This is a genomic window from Shewanella alkalitolerans, from assembly GCF_019457575.1.
GTDB classification, from domain to species: domain Bacteria; phylum Pseudomonadota; class Gammaproteobacteria; order Enterobacterales; family Shewanellaceae; genus Shewanella; species Shewanella loihica.
Map to the genome: position 1 here is coordinate 3,474,605 of NZ_CP080422.1, position 23,711 is coordinate 3,498,315.

Annotated in this window: 18 protein-coding genes; 7 read left to right on the forward strand and 11 right to left on the reverse strand. The window is 54.5% G+C overall.

The features are described from left to right. Nucleotides 1–27: 27 nt before the first annotated feature. Nucleotides 28–1,890, reverse strand: coding sequence for a methyl-accepting chemotaxis protein (locus K0J45_RS15210; protein WP_220043150.1), 1,863 nt, complete (start codon nucleotides 1,888–1,890; stop codon nucleotides 28–30). Nucleotides 1,891–2,151: 261 nt separating this feature from the next. Between K0J45_RS15210 and lhpI the strand changes: the two genes are divergently transcribed. The 4 genes from lhpI (at nucleotide 2,152) to K0J45_RS15230 (ending at nucleotide 5,383) form a co-directional block, all read left to right on the forward strand. Beyond that, complete coding sequence (gene lhpI, locus K0J45_RS15215; RefSeq protein WP_220043151.1) at nucleotides 2,152–3,096, forward strand: bifunctional Delta(1)-pyrroline-2-carboxylate/Delta(1)-piperideine-2-carboxylate reductase; 945 nt, start codon at nucleotides 2,152–2,154, stop codon at nucleotides 3,094–3,096. A 258-nt stretch (nucleotides 3,097–3,354) separates the two neighbouring features. Beyond that, entirely contained in the window at nucleotides 3,355–3,927 is a 573-nt protein-coding gene (locus K0J45_RS15220; RefSeq protein WP_434086901.1) for an RNA polymerase sigma factor, read from the forward strand. Then, nucleotides 3,927–4,439 (forward strand): hypothetical protein, encoded by a 513-nt coding sequence (locus tag K0J45_RS15225; protein WP_220043153.1) that lies wholly within the window; start codon nucleotides 3,927–3,929, stop codon nucleotides 4,437–4,439. Before K0J45_RS15220 ends, K0J45_RS15225 begins: the two co-directional genes overlap by 1 nt. After that, the gene (locus K0J45_RS15230) at nucleotides 4,436–5,383 is read left to right on the forward strand and encodes a DUF4097 family beta strand repeat-containing protein (RefSeq protein WP_220043154.1); all 948 of its coding nucleotides are present in this window, start codon (nucleotides 4,436–4,438) and stop codon (nucleotides 5,381–5,383) included. Before K0J45_RS15225 ends, K0J45_RS15230 begins: the two co-directional genes overlap by 4 nt. Nucleotides 5,384–5,420: 37 nt before the next feature. On the opposite strand, the gene K0J45_RS15235 is transcribed toward K0J45_RS15230, so the two are convergent. After that, entirely contained in the window at nucleotides 5,421–6,341 is a 921-nt protein-coding gene (locus tag K0J45_RS15235) for a LysR family transcriptional regulator (protein ID WP_220043155.1), read from the reverse strand. 624 nt (nucleotides 6,342–6,965) lie between these two features. Between K0J45_RS15235 and K0J45_RS15240 the strand changes: the two genes are divergently transcribed. Then, complete coding sequence (locus K0J45_RS15240; RefSeq protein WP_220043156.1) at nucleotides 6,966–11,945, forward strand: S8 family serine peptidase; 4,980 nt, start codon at nucleotides 6,966–6,968, stop codon at nucleotides 11,943–11,945. Nucleotides 11,946–12,026: 81 nt separating this feature from the next. On the opposite strand, the gene K0J45_RS15245 is transcribed toward K0J45_RS15240, so the two are convergent. The 6 genes from K0J45_RS15245 to K0J45_RS15270 form a co-directional block, all read right to left on the reverse strand. Next, nucleotides 12,027–12,260, reverse strand: coding sequence for a hypothetical protein (locus K0J45_RS15245; RefSeq protein WP_220043157.1), 234 nt, complete (start codon nucleotides 12,258–12,260; stop codon nucleotides 12,027–12,029). Between the two features lie 290 nt (nucleotides 12,261–12,550). Further along, a complete protein-coding gene (locus tag K0J45_RS15250; RefSeq protein WP_011866759.1) occupies nucleotides 12,551–14,239 on the reverse strand; it encodes an NAD-dependent malic enzyme in 1,689 nt (562 codons plus the stop codon). A gap of 210 nt (nucleotides 14,240–14,449) precedes the next feature. Further along, nucleotides 14,450–14,914 carry a YehS family protein gene (locus tag K0J45_RS15255; protein ID WP_160798478.1) on the reverse strand — a complete coding sequence of 155 codons (465 nt, stop codon included), beginning with the start codon at nucleotides 14,912–14,914 and terminating at the stop codon, nucleotides 14,450–14,452. 55 nt (nucleotides 14,915–14,969) lie between these two features. Further along, nucleotides 14,970–16,112: a serine hydrolase domain-containing protein gene (locus K0J45_RS15260; RefSeq protein WP_220043158.1), complete on the reverse strand. Its 1,143-nt coding sequence runs from the start codon at nucleotides 16,110–16,112 to the stop codon at nucleotides 14,970–14,972. A 22-nt stretch (nucleotides 16,113–16,134) separates the two neighbouring features. Further along, on the reverse strand, nucleotides 16,135–17,361 hold the full coding sequence (locus K0J45_RS15265) for an Nramp family divalent metal transporter (RefSeq protein WP_258406841.1): 1,227 nt from the start codon (nucleotides 17,359–17,361) through the stop codon (nucleotides 16,135–16,137). A 210-nt stretch (nucleotides 17,362–17,571) separates the two neighbouring features. Next, nucleotides 17,572–18,102, reverse strand: a complete 531-nt coding sequence (locus K0J45_RS15270) for a PH domain-containing protein (protein WP_220043160.1) — start codon at nucleotides 18,100–18,102, stop codon at nucleotides 17,572–17,574. 229 nt (nucleotides 18,103–18,331) lie between these two features. On the opposite strand from K0J45_RS15270, the gene K0J45_RS15275 reads away from it, so the two are divergent. Both K0J45_RS15275 and K0J45_RS15280 read left to right on the forward strand, forming a co-directional pair. Continuing rightward, nucleotides 18,332–20,905 carry a TonB-dependent receptor gene (locus K0J45_RS15275; protein WP_220043161.1) on the forward strand — a complete coding sequence of 858 codons (2,574 nt, stop codon included), beginning with the start codon at nucleotides 18,332–18,334 and terminating at the stop codon, nucleotides 20,903–20,905. Nucleotides 20,906–21,152: 247 nt separating this feature from the next. Next, nucleotides 21,153–21,788 carry a glutathione S-transferase family protein gene (locus K0J45_RS15280; protein ID WP_220043162.1) on the forward strand — a complete coding sequence of 212 codons (636 nt, stop codon included), beginning with the start codon at nucleotides 21,153–21,155 and terminating at the stop codon, nucleotides 21,786–21,788. A gap of 89 nt (nucleotides 21,789–21,877) precedes the next feature. On the opposite strand, the gene K0J45_RS15285 is transcribed toward K0J45_RS15280, so the two are convergent. The 3 genes from K0J45_RS15285 to K0J45_RS15295 form a co-directional block, all read right to left on the reverse strand. Beyond that, a complete protein-coding gene (locus tag K0J45_RS15285; protein WP_220043163.1) occupies nucleotides 21,878–22,378 on the reverse strand; it encodes a DUF4447 family protein in 501 nt (166 codons plus the stop codon). Between the two features lie 36 nt (nucleotides 22,379–22,414). Next, nucleotides 22,415–22,816, reverse strand: a complete 402-nt coding sequence (locus K0J45_RS15290) for an SMI1/KNR4 family protein (protein WP_011866768.1) — start codon at nucleotides 22,814–22,816, stop codon at nucleotides 22,415–22,417. Between the two features lie 96 nt (nucleotides 22,817–22,912). Beyond that, complete coding sequence (locus tag K0J45_RS15295) at nucleotides 22,913–23,698, reverse strand: RelA/SpoT domain-containing protein (RefSeq protein WP_220043164.1); 786 nt, start codon at nucleotides 23,696–23,698, stop codon at nucleotides 22,913–22,915. Nucleotides 23,699–23,711: the final 13 nt, after the last annotated feature.

Sequence of the window (23,711 nt, forward strand, 5' to 3'; positions counted from 1 at the left end):
GCCTAAGCCCCTTTCTAAATCAACCGCCTAAATCTTAAACAGGCTCACCGCCTGATAGAGAACCTGGGTGCGCGCCTTCACATCGTCGGAGGCCTTGGCGTTTTCATCCGCCGCCTGGGCCGACTCGGCGGCGATGTCTCGGATCACCACCACATTCTTGTTCACCTCGGAGGCCACCATGCTCTGCTCCTCGATGGCCGCGGCGATTTGCGTGCTCATATCCATGATGTTGGTGACATCGGCATTGATCTGCTCCAGCAGGGCGCCGGCACTCGCCGCCTGATCGGCACTCTCAATGCCTTGCCTTTGGGTCGCTTCCATCAGTTGCACGATAGAACGGGTCCGAGACTGCAGTGTCTGAATGATACCGGCGATCTCTTCGGTCGACTCCTGAGTACGCATCGCCAGACTTCTTACCTCATCGGCGACCACGGCAAAGCCTCTGCCCTGCTCGCCGGCCCTGGCGGCCTCGATGGCGGCATTTAGCGCCAGTAGGTTGGTCTGTTCTGCAATTCCACGGATCACATCCAACACGCTGCCTATGGTCTCGCTGTCTTTCTCAAGCTCGGAGACCACCTGAGCCGAGTCGGTCAGCTGCGCCGCCAATGCCTGGATCTTCTCTATGGTGTGCTCGACGCCGACCTGGCCTTGCTGAGCATTGTCATGGGTATTGCCGGCCCGCTCTGCCGCCAGCTCGGTATTGCTGGCAATCTCATCTATGGTCGCGCCCATCTCAGTGATCGCGGTCGCCACCATGTCGGTCTCATTGAGCTGGCGTCCCACCCCTTCCGAGGCGCGCATCGAGTTCTCCGACAGCTCCTGACAGGAGTGATTCACCACCTCGACCGAGGTCAGCACCTCTCGGATCAGCGACTGAAACGACTCCACCATGCTATTAAAATGACGAGCTATCTGACCAATTTCATCATCCACCTTAGTATCGCATCTCAGGGTTAGATCTTTGGTTGCCTCGATGCGGGAGATCGCATCGCTGATCCGCTGCACAGGCTCCATGATGCTGCGAATGATCGCCAGAGTGAAACCAATTAAAACCAGAGTGATCAACACGAAGATGACTATGCTGACAGTAACCGTTGTACTCTGGGCATCGCTAATCGCGTCCATGGATTGTGCCTTAAGCTGCACCAAGGACTTCTCTGCCGAGGAAATACTGTCTCGCAGGCTCGCCATGCTGCCACTGTCTTTGTCCAAACCCAGCTCCTGCTCTTTGCTGACCAGGGCCTTGAAGTTCTTCTCATAATCGTCGATCAGGGCATTAAGCTCCCCCTTGACCGAATCGCTGAGCATGGCGCCAGAAACTTGCTGTCTCAACAGCGCCAAGTTGCCATTAAACTTATCCAGATAACTCATGGCGCGCCTGAGCATAAAATCCTTCTCGTTGCGGCGTAGCTGCAACATGGTCACCATCAGCTCGGGCTCGTTCTTCTCCTTCACCAAGGTCTCTACGTTATGCACCGCGCTGCGCAGCGCACCATAAAGGCCATCCTTAGGATGCAGGCCAATCTGCTTTTGCAGCTCGGCAATCTCGGCAAAGATAGATTCGTAACGGGTCAGATTCTGCCCAAAGGCCTGAAGATCGCTCTTGGCGATGTCGTTGCGATCGAAGATGGCTCCCAGGCTAACCATCTTCTCGTCTAACTCTCTCGCCTGCGTCTTGTGCTTATCTAGATAGGCCAGATCCAAACGGGCAAAAAAGTCTTTTTCATCTCGACGTAAACTCAAAACATCCTTTTCAAGTTCGATAACTTGTTGTGCAGCTTGGGACAAATCATCCAGCTTTGCCGCCGAAAAGCGCTGCAAACCAAACATCGCTATCACAGAACAGATAGACACTGCTGCGCTAACGAGTAATTTGTGACGAATGAGCATAGGGGGAGATCCTTTTTGTTGAAGTGATTGCTTTACTTGTCTTCAACGACAATTAACACCTTGGAATGCCAAATTTGATTCCAATATTGAGTATAGTAACTATCGACTTACATACATTCATCTTTAATGAATTATTAATAATTCAGCCGCTTATCGAGCTCGATTGACTAAAAAAAATCCACCATCAGCTTTAAGTATATGGCCCAGCTTTCAATTTAATCACAAATTGCATACAATATCCCAAAATAAGTAGGAGGTACTATGCAAGTTATCGATGCCGAAGCGGTGCACCAGGCACTGGACTTCCCCAGTCTCACCGCCGCCCTAAGAGACACCTTTTCCCAGCCCGCCGGAATGCCCCAGCGCCAAGTCTTTCCGTTAGACGACAGTAGCCACAGCGATGCCTTTGCCGTATTGCCGGCCTGGAACCAGAAGACCATAGCGGTGAAGGCCTTCACCTATTTTCCCGGCAATCCCAAGAAGTCTCCCGAACTTGAGAGCCTCTACTCCAAGATTTTGATCTTTAACCGCGAAACTGGTGAGCCCCAGGCCCTGGTCGATGGCACCAGCGTCACCTACTGGCGCACGGCCGCAATCTCGGCGCTGGCGAGCCAGTATCTGTCGCGGTCTGATGCCAAACATCTGCTGCTGTTTGGTACAGGACGGCTGGCGACTTTTATGGCACTGGCGCATGCCAGCGTGAGGCAGCTGGACACCATAACCGTATGGGGCCGCTCGCCGGATAAAGTTGATAAGACCATCAGCGCTATCCAGGCCGCCGCGCCGCAGATAGAGGTGAAGGCCTGTGAGGATCTGCAAAAGGCCGTTGCCGCGGCCGACATCATCAGCTGCGCCACCGGGGCGCCAGCGCCACTCTTCGATTCCGCCTGGGTCGCGCCCGGCACCCATGTGGACTTGGTGGGCAACCACAACCATGACAGACGCGAATGCGACAGCGAGCTGGTCGTCAAGGCCGAGGTTTATGTGGATGCCAAGGTCAATGTCTTCGCCGAGGCCGGCGAGCTGCTGATCCCTGTGTCGGAAGGCGTGTTTGAGCTATCCCAGGTCAAGGGCGAATTGGCAGACCTCTGCCGCGGTGACATACCAGGTCGCCAAGACGAGCAAGGCATTACCCTGTTTAAATCCGTCGGCACCGCCCTTGCGGACTTGGTGGGTGCCCAGCTGGTATACGAAAAGCAGGCCTAGCGCCTATAAGATGAAATCATGGGGCGGCTATGCTAGTACAGCTAAGCCGCCCTGTTTTCTTAGCCCCTTTTAACCGTTGCCTCCTTCGACATTCGCTCCTTCAATGACGGTTTCTTCATAGGCTGCTTCACCATAGCCTCGAATGTTTCTACCTCTTCAAATGCGACTTTTCCCACTTGGTTGGCATTCGATCTTCGCTGATATACCTTAAGCCAACACTTTTTTTCATTTCGCTTTAAACCATTTCAATCACTGCCTATGTCTAATAGGTATTGTTCACTCACAGGGAAGACAGATTTGAGCGCACTCACGAGTCCAGATGATGCTCATCAGCTCCTCGATGCCGTATTGGTGCAGCGCGCCAAGCAGGGAGATAAGACGGCATTTCGACAACTCTACGATCAGCATCACAGACGCGTCTACGCCCTCTGTTTTCGTCTGGCCGGCCAGACCGAGCTGGCAGAAGAAGCCACCCAGGAAACCTTTGTGCGCCTGTGGCAGAAGCTGCCCCTGTTCGATGGCAAGAGCCAATTTACCACCTGGCTCCACAGCCTGACGGTGAATCAGGCCCTGAGCTGTATCAAGAAGCATAAGAGCTTCTGGGCCAGGTTTATGTCGAGCGAAGAGACCCATGCAGCCGCCATCGACTTCGACTATCAGGGGGTGGACAAGTTGCTGCTGCGTCTGCCGGAGCGCGCCCGTATCGTCTTCGTCCTCTACGCCCTGGAGGGATATCAGCATGACGAGATCGCCAAGCGCCTCAATATTGCCCCCGGCACCAGTAAGGCGCAGTACCACAGGGCCAAGAAACTACTGCAGGAGATGATCTAATGGTCGACAAGGCAGATACGCTCAAGCGTCTCCTCGAAGAGACGCCGCGGGAGATGACACCAGAGCGGGATCTCTGGCAAGGGGTCGAACTTCGCCTCGATGCGCCCAAGGATAGCCCCCGTAGCTACTGGCGCCCCATGGCAATCGCCAGCACCCTGTTGCTGGCGCTGCTGATCGGCAAATTGAGCCTTGGGCCAACAATGCCAGATGCCGAGAACGAGGCCCTCATTCAGACTCTGGCCGCCATTCAGGCCCAGCATACGGCGAGCGTCGACGCGCTAAGCCTGACCAAGCGAGTCGATTGGCGCAGCAGCCCATACAGCCAGCCGGTCGAGCAAGGGATAGAACAGCTAAGAACCGCCGCCAAGGAGATCTATGAGGCGCTCAAGCTCAACCCGACTGACAAACAGCTGTGGCAGCTTTGGCTATGGACCCAGCAACGCGAGATTGAATTAATCAAACAGGGGCAGAAACTCCCTGTCGATCGAGATACCACAGGAGAGATGATATGAAAATACAACTAAAAACTACCGCCCTGGCATTGCCTTTTATCTTATTAAGCCAATCTGTGCTGGCGGCTCAGAGCGTGGATAAACGCATCGAAGTCGAAGGTGACCTGCGTCTGAACCTGGAGGTGCAGCGCGGCGAAGTCGAGATCCTCTCCTGGGATCAGGACGCCATCTCCATCACGGGCACCCTGGATGAGCTGAGCGAAGGCCTCACGGTAGAGCAAAAGTCCGGCACCATCTCTATCGAAGATAAACTGCCCCGCCACTACTCGGGTAACAACAAGGAGGGCTCACGCCTGACCATCAAGGTGCCGGCAAAGCTCAAGCTCAACGGCGAAGGGGTATCGGCCAACTACAGAGTGAGTAAGCTCGCCGGTGACATCAATGTGCAGACCGTCAGCGGTAACATTAAGGCCAAAGATCTCACCGAGCAGGTGGCCATCAATACCGTCTCGGGCAACATTGTCAGCCAGGGGCTTGAAGGCAAGCTCAAGCTGGAGACAGTATCGGGCAACATCAAAGATCAACAGAGTCTCGGCAAAGTCAGCTACACCTTGGTCAGCGGTAAGCTCGAGGCCGACAGCGGCGCCGACCAGGTTTCCATTGAGCTGGTATCGGGAGATGCCAAGGTGACTTTAGATAAAGTGGACCGACTCAAGGCGCAGAGCGTCAGCGGCGACCTCAACCTGTCGGTTTCCGCCCTGGCCACCAAGGCCAGCCTGGACAGTGTCAGCGGCGATATCAGCTTCAGCCTACCGGCGAACCTGGATGCCACCTTCGCCATCGACGGCGGCCCAAGTGGTGACATCGACAATCGCCTGACCCAGGATAAACCGAAACGACCTAAATATGGTCCTGGCAGCTCGCTGCAGTTCCAGATGGGCAAAGGCAGCGCCGATATTTTGATCAACACCATCAGCGGCGATATCAATCTCAAGTCAAACTAGGCTCAACGGCCAAGGCCAACCCTATCTGGGTTGGCCATTAAAACCCACTCACCCTATTCAAATGATCCGCAAACAAGGCCTGCACAAATTGCTCGGCCCCCAGGCTGAGACGACGATTCTTCATCGAGACCACACTAAAGTTGGCGCGAATATCTGGCATACCCACCACCTCTAGCGCCACCAAGTCACCCGAGGCGAGTTCGGCCTGCACCGAGATGTCCGGCGTCAAGACCACAAGGTCACATCCTTGCAGCGACGCCTTGATCGGCTGAAACTGATCATATTTCAATAAACCGGCGTAGTCGTGACGATCTTCATCAAACAGATCATCAAACTGCTCTCTCAGGCGATCGGGAAAGGCCCTTGGCACCCCGAGGGGATAATCCCTCAGGCTCGGCAGATAGACACGTTCGAGCCGCGCCAGCGGATGATCTCGGCGACAACAAAAAATCGCATTTGACTGGGGTAGACGGCATGTCTCGATATTATCGCGCTGATCAAGCAAGGTGGCATTGGTCTCGGCAATAAACAGATCCAGCTGCCCCTTGAGCAACATCTTATAGAGGCGGCTCCAGCTCTCCACTTTCAGCTCAATCAACACCTGGGGATTATCACGAATAAAGCCCCCCAATGCCGGGCCTATGATGCTGTTAAGTGGGATGGGGCTGGCGCCGATAACCAGGCGCTTCTGCGCTATGCCCTGGCGACTCTTGATCTCAGACTCAAGATATTCGAGCTGACTGACAATCTGCTCGCCTTGGGCTAACACCATCTGACCATATTCGGTCAGGGCGAACTGCTTCTCATCTCTGGCCAACAGGCTGGCCCCCAGACGCTCCTCCATCTTCTGGATGCTGCGCGATAGAGAGGGTTGAGCCAAATGCAGCTCATTGGCAGCCTTGCTAAAACTCTTTAGCCTCGCCAGCGCAATAAAGTGTCGTAGGTGCCTTAGTTCCATCGGTTAGCCCATAAGTCAGCCAGATAATCAGGTAAAATATCTACGCACGAAACCAGCGTCATGCGAGATAACATATCTATCATTTACCACTTCATAAAGACATAGCAGGCACCCGACACCAGGCGATGTTTCTCGCACAAAGCGAGCAAGAGGTAGCGAAGCCGTGAGGTAACAAAATGACATTAAAATAAATAATATCAATCTATTATGTTAAATTTCAGTCGACGCCATCCAGACTGAAAATCGCCCCAATCACCAAGAAACAAAGTTTTAACAATTTGTATCGGAATGCGACCAAATGCTACAAGCGCGCTAAAAGTAGCCACATGATTAATCTACAACCAACACCGCCATCATCAGTGTTATTGTTCAACAAATTCACATAAAACAGGATTTATCGCCAGCAAGACGAGCCTAGAACAACAAAAGCTTCAGCCAACGTGTTTCCTCACCTCTTAGCAATATTACCAACTGCTTAACCATGAATGCATGACAGCTATAGCCCTATAGCTTTTACGCATTGGCGTCTTTATCACCAACTCATTAACAATCGATAGCCGTACGAGTGCCTTACTTTTACATCGACGCCTCGGCGTTACCTATAAAAAGAAAAGGGAACAACCCATGAAACTGAAGAAAGTTAGTCTCATGACGATGGCGGCCATCTATGCCGCTGGCGTCGGCGGTGCAGCCGCTTCGAGCAATGCTAATAACCACGAGATGCGCGCCATCGAAATTACCGATGCCATCATCCAATACAACGAAGACCTGTATAACGGTAAACGCCGTAATGGTACCCAGGCCGACAATCAACAAAACACACGCGCGGTCTCGACCAAAAACGTACACCGCGCCATCGCGACCAGTAAAGATAATAAGGTGCCTTTCAAATTCGAAGCGGGCATCACAGGCGAGCAGACCTATATTGTCGAGCTCAGCGATAAGCCGGTTTCACTCTATCGCGGCGACCTCCCTAGCCTGGCGGCCACCTCACCGACCATGAGCACGGTGCCCGTGATGCTCAATGCGCGCAGTCACAACAAGGTCGACATGAATAGCCGCGCGGTCAAGCGCTACAGCGACTATCTCACCATTAAGCAAGACGAAGCCTTAGCCCAGATGGCCAGCTCGGTTGGCGGTAAGCTGGATGTTAAGAAGCGCTACCAACTCGCCTTCAACGGTTTGGCGATGCGCATGACCCAAGATCAGGCGGCGCGCGTTGCGGCGCTACCAGGTGTACGTAACGTCACGCTGGAACAGACCTATCAGCTACACACAGATGTCGGGCCACAGCACATAGGTGCCGACGGTATCTGGACAGGCACCACGGCCGATGACAAGTATATGGGTGAAGGCATAGTGGTCGGTGTGTTGGATACGGGGATCAACACAGACCATGCTTCATTTGCTGCCGTCGCCGGTGATGGCTATGTGCATCAGATGCCTGCGCGTTACAGCCACTATCTGGGTGACTGTGAGAAGGCTGAATTTGCCAGCATGTGTAACGACAAGCTGATCGGGGTGCGATCTTACAAGGAGATCACAGATACCTACCTAGACCCAGCCTTCCAGCCAGGTATCCCAAGTTGGCAGATTGAAGAGCCTAAGCGCCCACAAAACGGTGAGGACTACAACGGTCACGGCTCACATACCTCATCGACTGCCGCTGGTAACGTACTGCTAGACGTAGACCATGTAGTACCGCTGCCGGGTGAAGTCGGAGACGGTGTGCCGACAGGCCTGAAATTCCCACGCATCTCGGGTGTAGCACCGCGCGCCAACGTCATCATGTATCAAGTCTGTTACCCTGGTGATGGCAGCTATGGCGAGAGTTTTGGTGGTTGCTTGGGCTCGGCCCTGCTCGCGGCTATCGATGATGCCATTGCCGATGGCGTGGATGTGATCAACTATTCTATCGGTAAGACCTACGGCTCTTTCCCGTGGGACGATCCTATGGAGCTGGGCTTCCTGGCCGCCCGTGAAGCGGGCATCTCAGTGTCGGCCTCTGCCGGTAACTCCTATATGCCAGAATATGGCATTCAGGCGCGCGGCGCGATCGACCATCTATCACCTTGGCTCACCTCTGTCGCAGCGACCACACACGGCCGCGAGATAGCCGTCGAGGGTAAGATGCTGACCAATGCCACGGGCGGCGATCAGCCATTAAGCGATCTGGTTGGCTCGGGGATCACCGATGCCTACACAGGTCCAATTGTCGAGGCTAAGGCCTACGGCAGCGAGTATGAGATGTGTAACGAGCCCTTCCCGGCTGGTTTCTTCGATGCCGACCCAGAAGGCAATCCATATGCCACGGCGCCAATCGTCGTCTGTAAGCGCGGCGAGATCCCTCGCGTCGAGAAGGCCACCAACGTGCAAGCAGGTGGTGCAGGCGGTTTCGTTCTTTGGAACCCTGAGTACTCAGATCCAACCCATAACGATCCTTATGCCATCCCTGGCATCAACATCGATTATCAAGCCTACTATGGCGGTTGGGACAATGGCTATTTCGGTCTCAGCCAGTGGCTCGCCTCGGGCAGCAACCATGAGATCACCATTGCCGCATCAGAAGTCGTGACCAAGCAAGGCACCAGCGATTATGTGGCAGACTTCTCTTCTCGCGGCCCTAACCTTCAAGTGCCGGACGTAATGTCACCTAACCTGGCCGCCCCTGGTGTAAGCGTATTTGCCGCCTGGGCCGATGAGATGCCTTTTAGCGCGCTGGCAATGCCCGCCGACTATGCGGCCATCAGTGGTACCTCTATGGCAGCCCCACACGTTGCCGGTGCCATGGCACTGCTAACTCAAGCGCATCCGGACTGGACACCGGCGCAGATCCAATCGGCGCTGATGACCACAGCTTCAATCGACGGCGTGACCCGCTCTCGCGACGGCTATCCTTATGATGTTGTAAAGGCAAATCTGACTGACGCGGGTAGCGGGGTGATCAATGTGTCACGCGCCAACAACGCGACACTATTGCTGGATGAAACCGCCGACAACTACCGCGCGGCCAACCCAAGAAATGGTGGCAATATTCACACCCTGAACCTGCCATACTTCTTCAATACCGAGTGTGCTGGCACCTGTACCTGGATGCGTATCGTCACCGCGACGGAAGATGGCACCTGGACGGTCGATGCAACCCCAGAAAGCATAGATGGCGCCCCGATGCTAGAGCTAGAGGTATCACCTAAGACCTTCACGCTGAAGGCGGGCGAAACCCAGGCCATTAGCCTAACCGCCAAGGTGTTAGAGGTTGAAGCCTATCGCGCCGATTCATCGCAGCTCCAACTCAACGGTTTAGTGTCTATCACGCCGTCAGACACCAGCAAGCCTGCACAAAACCTGCCTGTGGGCGTGGTGTACAAGGGCGATAATCTGCCATCTCAAGTCTCTGGCATCATACATAGAGACAAGGGTCACACCCTGACACCTATGTTAAATACCAAAGAGATCCAACAGCTTAACTCTCATGTTTATGGCCTCTCTAAGGCCGAAAATCACGATGTGGCCCTGCAAAGTGCCCAAGTGAGAGACTATGCTCAGGGATTCACCCGTGAAGAGATTGAGGCCGGTGGTGCCAAGGTTGTCTTCTTCGATGTCCCCGAAGGTACCAAGCGTATCGTCTGGGAAGTGTTGAAAGCGCCACGAATCGCCTATACCTCTCTGGATCTGGGTATGGATATCAACGGCGATAACGACATTCAGTGGGCAGATGAAGCCATCTGTTACTCCTACTCGGATGCCGGCGATTTCTGCGCCATCAACGACCCTATGCCTGGTCACTACTGGGCCATAGCCGCCAACTGGAAGCAGAAGTGGGAAGATTTTGAGAACAGCGCCGACCTGTTTGAGCTGCGACTCGGTATAGTCGCTGAGGACAGTCAAGCCAATATGACGGTTGACGGCCCTGCCACTAACGACGGTATGACCCCATTCCAACTGAAACTTAACCATGATCTGTCCGGCGCAGAAGAAGGCGATGTCTACTACGGCGTGGTCAGTATCGGCAGCGACAGCTACAATGACAGCAACCTGGGCGATTTCGGTGTTAAGCTACAACACAAGGGTAGCGACACTGAGATTGAAGCCTCGCAAACCGCTGCAAAAGAAGGTGACATCATAGACTTCAGCGTTAAGCTGGCGCCTAACTTGTTGGGCGGTGATCGCGAGTTTACTCTTAACACTCAACTATCCGATGGCCTGGTACTGCTGGCAGACTCGGTAAAAGTGGGCGGATTGGGAACCTATGCCGAAGACACAAGCGTTGAAGGCAATCTGATCAGCATCACCAGCACTCAGCCATCTTCCAGTGAGATGAAGCGTCACTATGTCTATACCACCAACGAGACGGACGCCAGCTGTAAGGTACCTTATGGCGAAGACGAGGCCTTCTACGATCTTCCTTCCGCCGGTTTCGGCCATATGGGGATCTCGGGTAGATCGAACCGTCCGCTCTATCTGCCGTTAAGCGCCAGTGACCTGCCACGAGTGCCTCTGTATGCTAACCCAGAAGAGTATGGCTATGACGTCTTAGGTATCTCGCCATTTGGCTATCTGCAGTTAGATCCTATGCCTATGTTCTGGAACCAAGATCGTCCATTTAACGACTTCTTCCAGGACTTCCCTGACACCTTGATCGCCCCACTCTGGCGTGGTGACGTGAGAATGCCAGAGGCCTGGTTCGACTGGGATAACCTAAAGTATCAAGATGCCGTCTATGGTGTGGTCACCAACAAGCACTACATCTTCCAGTGGGTGGGTGGCGAAGAATGGGCAAACTTCCTGGTAGGTGCCAACTATCCGGATCCAGATGCGCAATATAATATCGAGACCATAGTGGCCACAGATATTAGCTTCGAAGAAGAGACACCTGAGATCATCTTTGCCTATCGCACCCTGAAATCGGCTAACTCTAACCTGGGTTCAATCGGCCTACATGGTTACTGGGGCGAACGCCACACCTTCGGCCCAATCCATGGCTATTCAAACGACGGCTTTGCCTATCGTGACGTCGACAGCAAGGTGAAAGAAGGTATGGTGATCTGCGCCGATTATCGCGGCCCAGAGCAATCGGCTGTATCACTCACCTTCTCCGCGAGAGTCTCAGCCTCGGCAGTTGGCAAGGATAACAGCGTTACCCTTGATACCCAGTACGCCGACTCTGAACTGGTCTCTGTCACCCATCATGTGGCGAGCGCCACTAACATCTCGGTTGCGCCTATGGCCGATATGATGATGGAAGAGAACACCACGCTGGAAGGCATTACAGTTACCTACAACGATGTTAAAGGCACAGCCAACGGCATCATGGTATCGGGTGAACACATCACGGCAACTGTTGATGGTGACAGCTTCAGTATCACACCTGATGCCGACTGGTATGGTGAGACTCTGGTGACGGTAACCGTACACGATATGGCCTACCCATCTGACGCCGCGTCCACCAGCTTTATGCTGACGGTGAACTCAGACGGTGTTGAGCCAACGCCTCCGGCGCCAGAAACCCCAGATCAGGGCGGTGACTCTGACTCGGGCGGTAGCCTTGGCTTCCTGGCTCTGGGCCTACTGGGTCTAATCGCCGGACGCCGTAAGCTGCACTAAGCGTCCAACTATTTAGTTCGACCTTGTCTTTGGGCCCTCTCTGAGGGCCCTTTTTTATGCCATCTTAAATTGGCAAAACCACTAGTTCATGCCGTGGCAATCACTGCACTCTTTGATGGTTAGCTCTGGGGTATGCACCTCTGCATCGGGGGCATGGGCATCCTTCATGGCGTGACAATCATTACAGCTTGCCAACGTGGCCTCTGACTCAGTATGCATGGTCAGGTCGATAGGCTCATGGCAATCTTTACAATCCATGGCGACGGCGGCGCCAGCAAATAGCAGGCCGGCGGCTAGGGTGATCAATGTTTTCATCTCGGGCTCCTGGTTTTGGCAAGTCAAACAACTAAAAAGTTTACATTCAAAGGCTTGCCGCCTGGTATGGCCAAAGCGGGCAAGATCCAAGGCGCAGCAAGCTATCCGGCGAGCATTACCAGCCAAGATTAAGCCAAACTTAAAAAAGCCATCGCGATGAAAGAAGTGCCGACAGGATCATAAGCTTAAGTAACGCTTTGTGATCCAAAGCAAAATTTCATCTTGCATAAGACACAAAAAAGCCGCCCTGAGGCGGCTTTTTTAACGCGCAAACGGCTAAGCCAAAGAGGTTAGAAAGAGGTGCGCTTATAACGGCGATATTCCGCCGTCCAGAAGTTATCTTCGATCGCCTGCATCAGCAGCTCGTCGCTGGCTGGCAGCGCATGGCCCTGCTCGATGGCAACCTTGCCCACCGCGAAGGCGATATGCTTACTGACAGAGTGAATATCTTCCAGTGCCGGCAGCAAAGATCCCTCGCCGTCCTTCGCCAGGGGCGAGCACTCGGCCAGGGCTCGGCTCGAGGCCATCAGCATCTCGTTGCTGACGCGCTTAGCACCAGAGGCCAGCACGCCCAGACCAATACCAGGGAAGATATAGCTGTTGTTACACTGAGCGATCTCATAGGTCTGCTCCTCGATCACCACAGGCTCGAACGGGCTGCCGGTTGCCACCAGCGCCTGACCCTTGGTCCAGTGCAGAATATCTTTCGGCGTCGCCTCGACGCGGCTAGTCGGGTTAGACAGCGGGAAGATGATCGGGCGTTCACAGTGAGTGTGCATCGCCTTGATGATCTCTTCGCTGAACAGACCCGGCGCGCCAGATACACCGATCAACACGGTCGGCTTACCATTGTGCATCACATCCAATAGCGAGATGTTCTCACTCTCTGTGTTCCAGCCCTCAACCTTGGCCACCTGCTGCGCCAGATTCTGCTGGAAAGGCAACAGGTTAGGCATGTTGTCTTGCAGCAGTCCCCAGCGGTCTACCATGAACACCTGCTGGCGTGCCTGCTCGTCGCTGATCCCTTCAGAGACCATCTGGGCGATGATCGCCTCGGCAATACCACAACCAGCACTGCCGGCGCCTAAGAAGGCGATGCGCTGCTGACTCAGCTTACTGTCCGCCGCCTGACAGGCCGCCAGCAAGGAGCCTACGGTCACCGCCGCGGTGCCCTGAATGTCGTCGTTAAAGCAGCAGTATCTGTCCTTGTAACGCTCAAGCAGCGGCATGGCGTTCTTCTGAGCGAAATCTTCAAACTGGATCAAAGCATCCGGCCAGCGTCTATGTACCGCCTCCATGAAGGCCTCGACAAATTCGGCATACTCTTCGCCGCCGATACGCTGATTACGCCAGCCCATATACATAGGATCTTCCAGCAGATGCGGGTTATCTGTACCCACGTCTAAGGTGATAGGCAAGGTATAGGCCGGGCTGATACCGCCACAGCTGGTATAGAGCGACAGCTTACCGATAGGGATACCCATGCCGCCGATCCCCTGGTCACCCAGACCCAAGATACGCTCACCATCGGTAACAACGATGATCTTCACCTTCTGACGGGTCGAGTTATTCAGGATGTCGTCGATGCGATCCTTGTTGGGATAGGAGATAAACAGGCCGCGGTTACGACGATAGTTTTTCGAGAAACGCTCACAAGCCAGGCCAACCGTCGGCGTGTAGATGATGGGCATCATCTCGGTAATGTGGTTCTGCAGCAGACGGTAGTACAGGGTCTCGTTGGTATCCTGAATGTTACGCAGATAGATATGACGGTCGAGATCGTTGCCGAAGTTCTTGTACTGATCATAGGCGCGCGATGCCTGCTCTTCGATGGTCTCGATCACGTGAGGCAGCAGGCCCTCTAGGTTAAAGAAGATACGCTCCTCTTCGGTGAAGGCACTTCCCTTGTTGATCAAGGGGGCTTCAAGAATGGCAGGGCCGGCAAAAGGAAGATATAGCGGGCGTTTATTATCGTCCATTGGTAACCTTTTCTCTATCTGTGGGTATGTTGGAATGGCTGTGCGTTCAATTTTGGCAAGATTACCACAAAGTGTGATCTTTGTTGCCTTTCGCGCGATCATTTTTTTGATTATTTTCACACCCCGGTTGTTTTAAACAGCCATGGCTTGAGCCTAACCCCAGGCATAAAAAAACGCGGCCCGGGCCGCGTCTTTAGAGAATGATATTATTTACTTACCGCGATACTTGATCGACAAGCCCATCAAGAAGTTACGCAGCACTTGGTCGCCACACTCCTTAAAATGCTTGTGGCCGGGTTTTCTAAACAGGGCACCCAGCTCGGAGCTCGTCATTCTGAAGTCCGCCAGGGCTAAGGTCTCGATGATATCCTCTTCACGCATCTCAAGGGCAATCCTCAGCTTCTTGAAGATCAGGTTGTTGTTTAACTGAGACACGGGAGTGGGGATCTCTGCCCCATCGCGCAGACCGCGTTTTTCGATGATCAAGCCATCCAGAAACAGGCACAAGGTCTTGTCGTTACAGGGCTTATAACCCTCTTCGGCCTCTTTCTTGAGCATGTTGAGCAGGACTTCCTGGCTCATCTCATGTTTGACCTTGGCGAAGATCTTAATCATCTTGGCATTCTTGTAATCGAATACGAAACGTAGACGGCGTAAAATATCGTTATTTATCATGACTTAAATTCTTAAATTACTGGCTCGCGCGGGTGCGCCTGCCATAGCGACGACATTATAACCGACTTTGCGTCGGCGCCGAGGCATTATTTTCAAGCTTGCGACCTGCCATCAGAGTCTCTCGCAGCGCCCGGCGCAGCTTATCGTGCAGGCCGAAGGCTTGATTACTCTGATCGATCGACCAGGAGGCGTTTTCCAGCACCACCAAATAAGTGTCTGACTCGGGATAACTCAGGCTCAACGATTGATAGCCGGGCAGATAACCAGAATGGCTAAACTCCTTTATTCCTTGCTGGTTTACCTGCACGCCGAAGCCGTAATAGAGCTGCGACCAGCGATGCGGCCGCAGTATCTGAGGAGCCATCATCGCCTGATAGGCCTCGTCGCTCAGCAGCTTACCGCCATGGAGCGCCCTGAGATAAGTAAGTAATCCCTTGGCCGAACCCGTCATGCCGCCGCCCGGTAAGAGGTTCATCTGCACCTCATATTCCATCGGCTCTTGGGTAGCGATCTCTATTCCTTCAATCAGCCCCTGCTGCGCCCCAAGCTGGGCCTTAATGCCTTCGACGCCATGCTCGCTCAGAAAAGTATTCACCAGGGTGGCAAAGTCCTGCTGATAGGTGATTTCGAGCAGCTGCGCTAGCACCTGAAAGCCCAGATTGGAGTATTGAAAATCGCTGCCGGGCGCGAACCGATTCGCCTTGCCCTGAGGCGCTATGCCTGAGCTGTGGCTTAGCAGCTGAGCGATAGTGATGCGCTCGTCATAAGTCGGCAGATTGTTGGATGCCATATAAGGATTGATCTTATCCTCCAGAGCCAACTTGCCCTGGCTTACCGCCTGCATCACCAGGGCGGCGGAGATCATCTTGCTCTGTGAGGCCAACATGACCCGGCTATCCAGTGTCGGCGCAGTCGCCTCACCATAAGCACTAGCCTTCACGTAGCGCAGCTCGCCGCCCTGCATCAGGGCGATCACCCCATAGAAAGGCCGCTCGTTGGCGGCGATGATGCTATCGAAAACACTGCCTAGCTCGGCAAGGGAATCGCTACTCACTGAGGCATGCGCAGATGGTAAATTAGCCCGCTCAGCAACAGCTTGCTCAAGCTTTTCACCTATTACAGGCTCGCTAGCAGACACGCTGCCGCTAGCCAAGGCCCCCAACAGACAGAGGCTGCTCGCCACGACACTCATCTTCATCCTTGTTCCCCTAAACGGCTATTTAACCGATAAACTTCCAGTAGACAAATAAAGCCGCAAACCCTAGCAGATAAGTCATGCCGATCCAAGAAAGCAGCCGCATGGCCACGCCGTAGCGATCGCCGGGCGCCAGGTTGTCACTGGTCATCAGGCGATAGTTGAGCCAGGCGAAGATGATGGTGGTCATGAAGGCCAGGGTCATCACAAACTGCAGCAGCGGCAGCAATGCCCCCTTGAAGAAGAGTATGATCCCCAGCCCCAGCAGGCTCACGGCCAACATGGTCAGGTTGAGGCCGCGCTCGCTGACCTCATCCTTTCGCAGTAGCTGCACACTCAGGATAAGGGTACGGCTGTAGCCATCCACTACGGTAACCGTGGTGCTGAAGATACAGAGCAGGGCCACCAGAGCGATCAGGTAACGGCTCCCCTCCCCCAGCACCTGGCTATAGAGCTGAATCAACTGCTCGGCAAACTTGGCCCCGGAAGGCGAGAAGTGCACGCCCGAGCCGTGCATAACCATGGCACCAAGCGAGAGAAACACCACGGCCAGTATCGCAGTGGTGATGAAGCCCAGATTAAAATCGAACAGCGCCTGCTTAGGGGTCACCATCTGCTGTTTCTGCTTTTCCAAAAGCCAGAGGGAGTTCCAGCAGCTCACCTCGATAGGCGCCGGCATCCACCCCATCATGGCGACCAGGAAACCCACATGAGCCCACTGCCAGGGGGAAGGCGACACGAAGCCAGGAGCCAGAATAGGTTCGGCGTTAAAGGCCAGCGCGGCGGCGCTCAGGGTGGTCACCGTCAGGCAGAGCATGATCACCTTGGTCACCCTGTCCAGCACCCGGTAATGACCCAGCACCAAGAGCAGTAGGCTGGCGACCAAGACGATCAGTGCCAGCAGATCGATTGGCAGAGGAATAAACTGGGTCAGCAGCGCGGCGGTTAACATGGCGACGCCTGCGGTGCTAGCCACCGCCGCCAGGGCGTTGAGCAGCGAGAAGAGCAGCAGGTAGCCCCGTCCCTGACGCTGATAGCCGTGCAGCAGGCTCTCACCGGTTGCCGCCGTATAACGGGCCCCAGCGGCAAAGAAGGGATACTTGAGCAGATTCACCAGGAGTATCACCCAGGCCAGCTGCCAGCCAAACTCGGCGCCGGCCCGGGTCGAGGCCACCAGGTGCGAGGCGCCGATTGCCGCGGCCGCCATTAGCAGACCTGGGCCCGTGGCGGTTAACAAGCGGCGGCACTGCAACCAGAGGCTAGTCTGGGTTGTATTTACGCTAACGTTTTCCACTCTCGATTTTCCTTCAGATAAACTAAAAATGCTCGCCCAGGCAGGGCTCTGTCAGCACGAGCCTTTAGCCTGCTACGGCTGATGCTAAGGCCGAGCCTGCTTGAACTAAGACTGAGCCAGCTTGAACTAAAACTGAGCCTGCTTGAACTAAGACTGAGCCAGCTTGAACTAAAACTGAGCCAACTTGGCCTCGATGCGCCTCAGGGTCTGGTCGATACTCTGCAGGCAGGCCAGGGTCTGGGCGGCCACGTCCACTTTCGCCTCGCTGGGCTGACTCTGCTCGGCCAGCGCACTCTTTTGCGCCATCACGGCGGCGCGAAACTCGGCCACCGCCTCGACGCCGGTAAGGCTGATCAGCGCGCCATTGCCCGACTGCCCCGCCGTCTCTATGGTCAACTTGTGGATGCCAAACAGGCGCATCAGCGGTCCCTGGATCATCGCCATGTCGGTGATCTTATCCAGCGGCACGGTATTTTCGGTGCGGGTGAGTATTCCCTTACGCACGATAAGCTTCTTGGTGGTCAGCTCGGCGCTCATGTTGGCGATATACCTGTGAGTCGCCCACAGGCCGATGGGATACCAGAGCAGCAAGAGCGGTATCCCGACGACGGAAACGGCAAGCACAACCGCCCCCGAGGTCAGCCAATAGTGCCCAAGCTTGTGATGAAAGCGTGCCTCGAGCAGTGTTTTTTCTTCCATTTTATTTACATCTCCCCATAGGTCTGGCGGGAACCGAGCTATGACAATGCCAAGAGCCTTTGTATTAATCAATCAAATTCATGGGTTTATTTATTTACATTTGTTATCAATTCGCCCTATTGACTTTGTTACTTAAGGAATTAATTTAGTAACGTTAATGTAACAAATGGTGGCGGTAGTTGAGTGGTAGTCACTGAATTAAAAATATAATGATTCAAAAGGGATGAACATGAAAAGACCTCAATACTGGCCCAGCGCCTGCGCTATCGCCATTACCATTGCGCTAACCCCACATGTTTATGCGGCCGACGAAGGCGTCGAGCGCATAGAAGTCACAGGCTCTCGTATTAAACGTACCGACATCGAAGGCCCATCGCCGATCCAGTCGATCAACAAAGACGATATCGCCAACATGGGTTTCGACAACCTACAACAACTGCTGGAACGCATGCCAGCCAACGGCGCGGGCGCCTTCTCGACCCGTGGTAACAGCCAGGATTCCACCGCCAACGGCGCGGCCTCTATCAGTCTGCGCGGCATGGGTCCAGACGCTACTCTGGTACTGATCAACGGTCGCCGCGTGGCCATCAGCTCATTTGCCGAGGGGATCACTAACTCCTTCGTCGACATCAACAATATTCCGGTATCCGCCATCGAGCGTATCGATATCCTCAAAGATGGCGCCTCGGCCATCTATGGTTCAGACGCCATCGCCGGTGTGGTCAACATCATTCTGCGTAAAAACTTCGAAGGTATCGAAGTCAACCTGGGCTACGGCGAAGCCTCTGGCTCCAGCTATGACGAACAGAGCGGCTCTATGCTTTGGGGCATGCAGTCCGATAAGGGCAGCGCCTCTATCATTCTCGATTACTTCAAAAACAGCACTCTCGCCGCCAGTGAGATGGGCCGCTTCGGCACCGCCAACCAGAGCCCATACGGCGGTGAAGATTTCCGCTCGTCACGCGGCTTCCCCGGCTACTTCTATGTCGATGGCGTAAAGACCATAGACCCTGACTGTCCGGCCGACTCGGCCACCGCCAGCGGCAGCTGTCTGTTCGACTACGGTCCATACAACCTCACCATCCCAGCCGCCGAGCGTGTGGGGGCAATCGCCCAATTCGACTATCATCTGAGCGACGAGATGACCGCCTTCCTAGAAGTCGCGGCCCAGCACAACACCTCTGAGGCAGGCGGCGCGCCGACTCCGCTGGATGAAGATGCCATGCTGACGGTTCCAGGCACCCACCCTAACAACCCGTGGGGCAAGGATATCGAGATAGGTCGTTACCGCACCGTGGATGCCGGCGCCCGTCGCTGGGACATAGAATCTGACACCCTACGTCTGGTTGCCGGTCTACGTGGCAACATAGATGAATGGGATTGGGAAGTCTCGGCTCAGAAAGGCCGCAGCGAATCAACCCAGAAGGGTGACAGAACCCAGGGCTGGGTGCGCACCGACTTCCTGCAAGCCGAAATCGACGCAGGTAACTACAACCCATTTGGCGGCACCATGAATTCACAGGATGTGATCGATCGCATCACCACCAGCCTGGTTCGTCAGGGTGTGTCACACCTGACCGCTTATGACGCCAGCATCACGGGTCCGGCCTTTACCCTGGCGGATCGTGAAGTCATGATGGCGGCGGGCGTCGAGTACCGTGAAGAGGACGTGAGCGATGTCCCGGATGATCAATTCCAGCGTGGCCTGATCTTCGGTACCGAAGCCGTGTCAGCCCAGGCCGACCGCGACCAGTACGCGGCCTATGTGGAATTCTCTATCCCAGTTACCGACAACTTCGAGCTGCAACTGGCCGGCCGTTACGACCACTACAGTGATTTCGGTTCAACCACCAACCCTAAGGTTGCCTTCCAGTGGGGAATTAGCGATCAGCTGACCGCTCGCGCCTCTTGGGCTACCGGTTTCCGCGCGCCATCTCTGGCACAAATAGGTCTTGGCCCATCGAGAGAGAGTAGCTTCTTCATCGATACCTACCGCTGCGCCGCCGACAACGTCGACTGTACCGCGCTGGACTACAACACAGAATTTGCCGGTAACTCAGAACTGGACGCCGAAGAGTCAGAAACCTGGAACGCGGGCCTGATCTGGGCACCGAGCCAGAAGTTTGATATCGGCTTCGATGTCTTCAGTATCACCCAAGACAACAAGATCGATAAGCAGCCACTGGGCGAAATCTACCTGGCCAACTGTAACGATCAAAACAGCACTGTATGTGAGCGTCTGGCGCCGCAGCCGGGGCAAACTCTGGGCCCAATCAGCCTGATCCACTCAAGCTTCATCAACTTAAGCTCGCAAGAGGTTCAAGGGGTGGACGTTTCCAGCCACTACGGCCTGGAGATGGACCGCTTCGGCGACCTCAAGTTTGGCCTGGAATACAGCTACCTGCACAAGTTTGAGAAGGACAAGCTGGATTACACCGGCGAGTACCGCTACCCGCAACATCGCTGGTTGCTGACCACCAACTGGACCATGGATGACTTCGCCGCCAACATCAACTTCAGCTACATCGGCGAGTTTGAAGATACGCCAGATATCGACTTCGACGGCTCACTCGACTTCGAGGTCAACAAGTCACGTATGGTCGAGTCGCAACTATTGGTGGACATGTCCGGTTCATACCGCTTCAACGACACCTTCAAGTGGACAGTCGGCGTCAACAACGTAATGGATGAAGAGCCGCCATTTGCCATCGGCGACGGCGACACAGACCTCTACGGCTATGTGATTGCCACCCATAACCCTATGGGCCGCTACTTCTACACCAAGTTGAGCATGAGGTTCTAATACTAATCACAGTAAGTAAGCTATCAGAAATAGCGTAAGAAAAACGTTTGAGAACCAGGCAGGATTTTTCGATAACTAGTTATTCGACAATCAAAAAACCTAACACAGTTATCGAACGTTTTAACGAGCTAGGATGATCAGCTATTTACTAGGATAGGTAAAACATACACTGTCACAAAAATGGCATCCAAATGGATGCCATTTTTATTTACACTCATTACTCACCTAAAGATAAGCGAGGAAAAGGATGATCACTCTATATGGAACCCCAAGAAGCCGCGCCCTGCGCGTCTCCTGGCTTTTGGAAGAACTGGGTATCGACTGGCAATTTCATTTCATCAACTTTGCCAAGGGCGACAACCGCAGCGAGGCCTTTCTGGCCATGAACCCTTGCGGCAAGGTGCCCGTCATAAAGGACGATGACCTGGTGCTCACCGAATCTGCCGCCATCTGCCAGTACCTGGCAGAAAAATATGGTCAGGGACAATTTCTGCCCACACCCGGTACACCTGGGGCCGCCCATTACCACCAGTGGATGAGCTACATCATCTGCGAACTGGAGCAGCCCCTGTGGACCATGGGCAAGCATAAGTTCGCCCTACCCGAGGAGCAGCGCCTGCCAGCCATACTGCCCACAGCCGTGTGGGAGTTCAACAAGGCCGCCGCCATCGCCGAACAGTGGCTGCCGGACAGCGACTTCCTGCTAGGAGATATCCCAACGGTTGCCGATATCATGCTGGCCCATACCCTGATGTGGGCGACGGTATTTGAGCAGCAGATCCCGCCTAAGCTGGCCGCCTTCAGAGACAGGATGAAGACACGCCCGGCTCTAATCCGTGCGCTGGAAAAAACCGAAGCCGTCGCCGCTCAGGCAGCAGAGTAGTTATCCTCAGGTTGAAAAAAATCTGCCGTATCTTGATAAAAAAAGCCCCGCTTTAACAAGCGGGGCTTTTTATCGAATCAGGGGCTAACTCACAGCTGAGTGGCAGCCCACTTGGCGCGGCTTTCGCGGCTCTCTTTCAGGCCTTCCTTCTCGCGATAAGCCTTGTAAGCCTCGACATCCAGCGGCACCAAGGTGACCTCGACTTCCAGCACCAGCTTACACTCTTTCTTGATGCGCCAGGCCGCCGTGTTGTACAGCTCGGTCAGCGGCAGAGAGCTTAAGAACTCGGGGTTGTACTGGGTGTAGATGGCCTGTGTCGGGTAGACCACGAAGCTCAGGCGACGCTTAGGCTCCTTCTTAAACAGTTCCTCGATGCCGTCACAGGTGTTGAGCACCTGCATCTCTATGGTCTCATCCAGTTCCAGCAGCTTCTTGGCCGCCAGACCCGACACCTCGGCCTCACCCGCTTCCCAGGCCAGTACGTCGGCTTCGCTGCACTTGCTCAGTTCGCTCACCTGGGCGGCACTCAGGCCGAGTGAGTGACGCAGGTATTTAATTTCTATTGCATTTAATTCAGCTGTCTTTGCCATCTTGATATCCAAATTTGAGTTAATCTTGTCACGCGCCTAGGCGGGGATCCAAACCTCTTCGACCCATTGCCAGAACGACTCCCAGCTCTCCTCGGCCAGTTCGCCGTCTTGCCACAGCATCACCTGACCTTCCTGATCGATACAGTAAAAGTCATCGCCCTGCTGACAGATGGCGATATATTCCCTCGGCATGCCGATAGACCAGGCATAGGAGGTCACCTCAGGCAGATAGGTATGGGCATAGGGATCGGCTGCGGTCACGGGCTCTAAGGTGCCGTGAATCACGTCGCTGGCGTAGAGGAGATACTCTTTCAGCTCAGCGGGTAAGGGGATCAGGATCTGCTCTTCCACTTCGACCAGTTGATCGAAGCTGGGCAGCTCCAGAGGAACGGGAACTGTCTCGCTCAGTTCCCTGAGTTGCTCGATAAGATCGTGCATTATCGTCTGCTCTAAATGGGCTAATGGCGGCAAGTATAATCGCTTTAAGCCCAGATTGTTAATCCAATTTATCGCAGACGCTGCACCTCAATAAGTTTAGGCCGCGGCGGCTAACAGCTCGGCGCTGTCCAGCCTTTTATAGTAGAGCCACGCCTTGTGGTACTGCTTGTGGGAAGCCTGACGCAGATGGGTTATCTGCGCCAGCTCCAGCTGACTCAAGTCGCGAGACTGGGCCATGGCGCGGGCCTCGATGGCCTGGATCTGCTCGTAAGCCTTATGTTCTTCACCGCTCTTGATCTCGGCGATAGCCTTAAGGTGCAGCTGCACCTCGGCGATCATGCCGGTTTGCGGTAACTGCACCAGCAGGTTGAGGTCGCGATAGCCGGAGGCCTTAGGCTCGGCGAAACGGTTTTTCACCTGCAATACCTTGACCTGCTGCTGAAGATCCTCAAACGCCGTCATCAGCCCCTGAATGTCGTTAGCCACCAGGCTAGCTCTGGCAAGATCCGTGATGCGGCTGGCATCGCCGTCAAACTTGGCGGCAATCTTGGCCTTAGCACGCTCATAGCTTTTCACTTCGGGGATCAGCAGCTGGTAACGCTCTTGGGTATTTAGCCCCTCTAGCAGGCTAGTCAGCTCCTGCTGGGCGTTCTGGGCTTGGGCATAGAGGCTATCGAGGTCGTCGCTACTCTGGCGGATCAGGGCGGCGGAGCTACTGGCGATGGCGTGCAGACCATGCTGGTCTTTACTGAAGGACTGTTTCTGGGCGTAGCAACCAGATTCCTCTTTGGTGTCGATTAAGGCGTCGTAATTGGTCGCCAGGGCGCTACGGGTGGAGACAAGTAACAGGAAGATAAAAAAGGGTCTAAACAACTTATTCATAACCGTCCTCGGT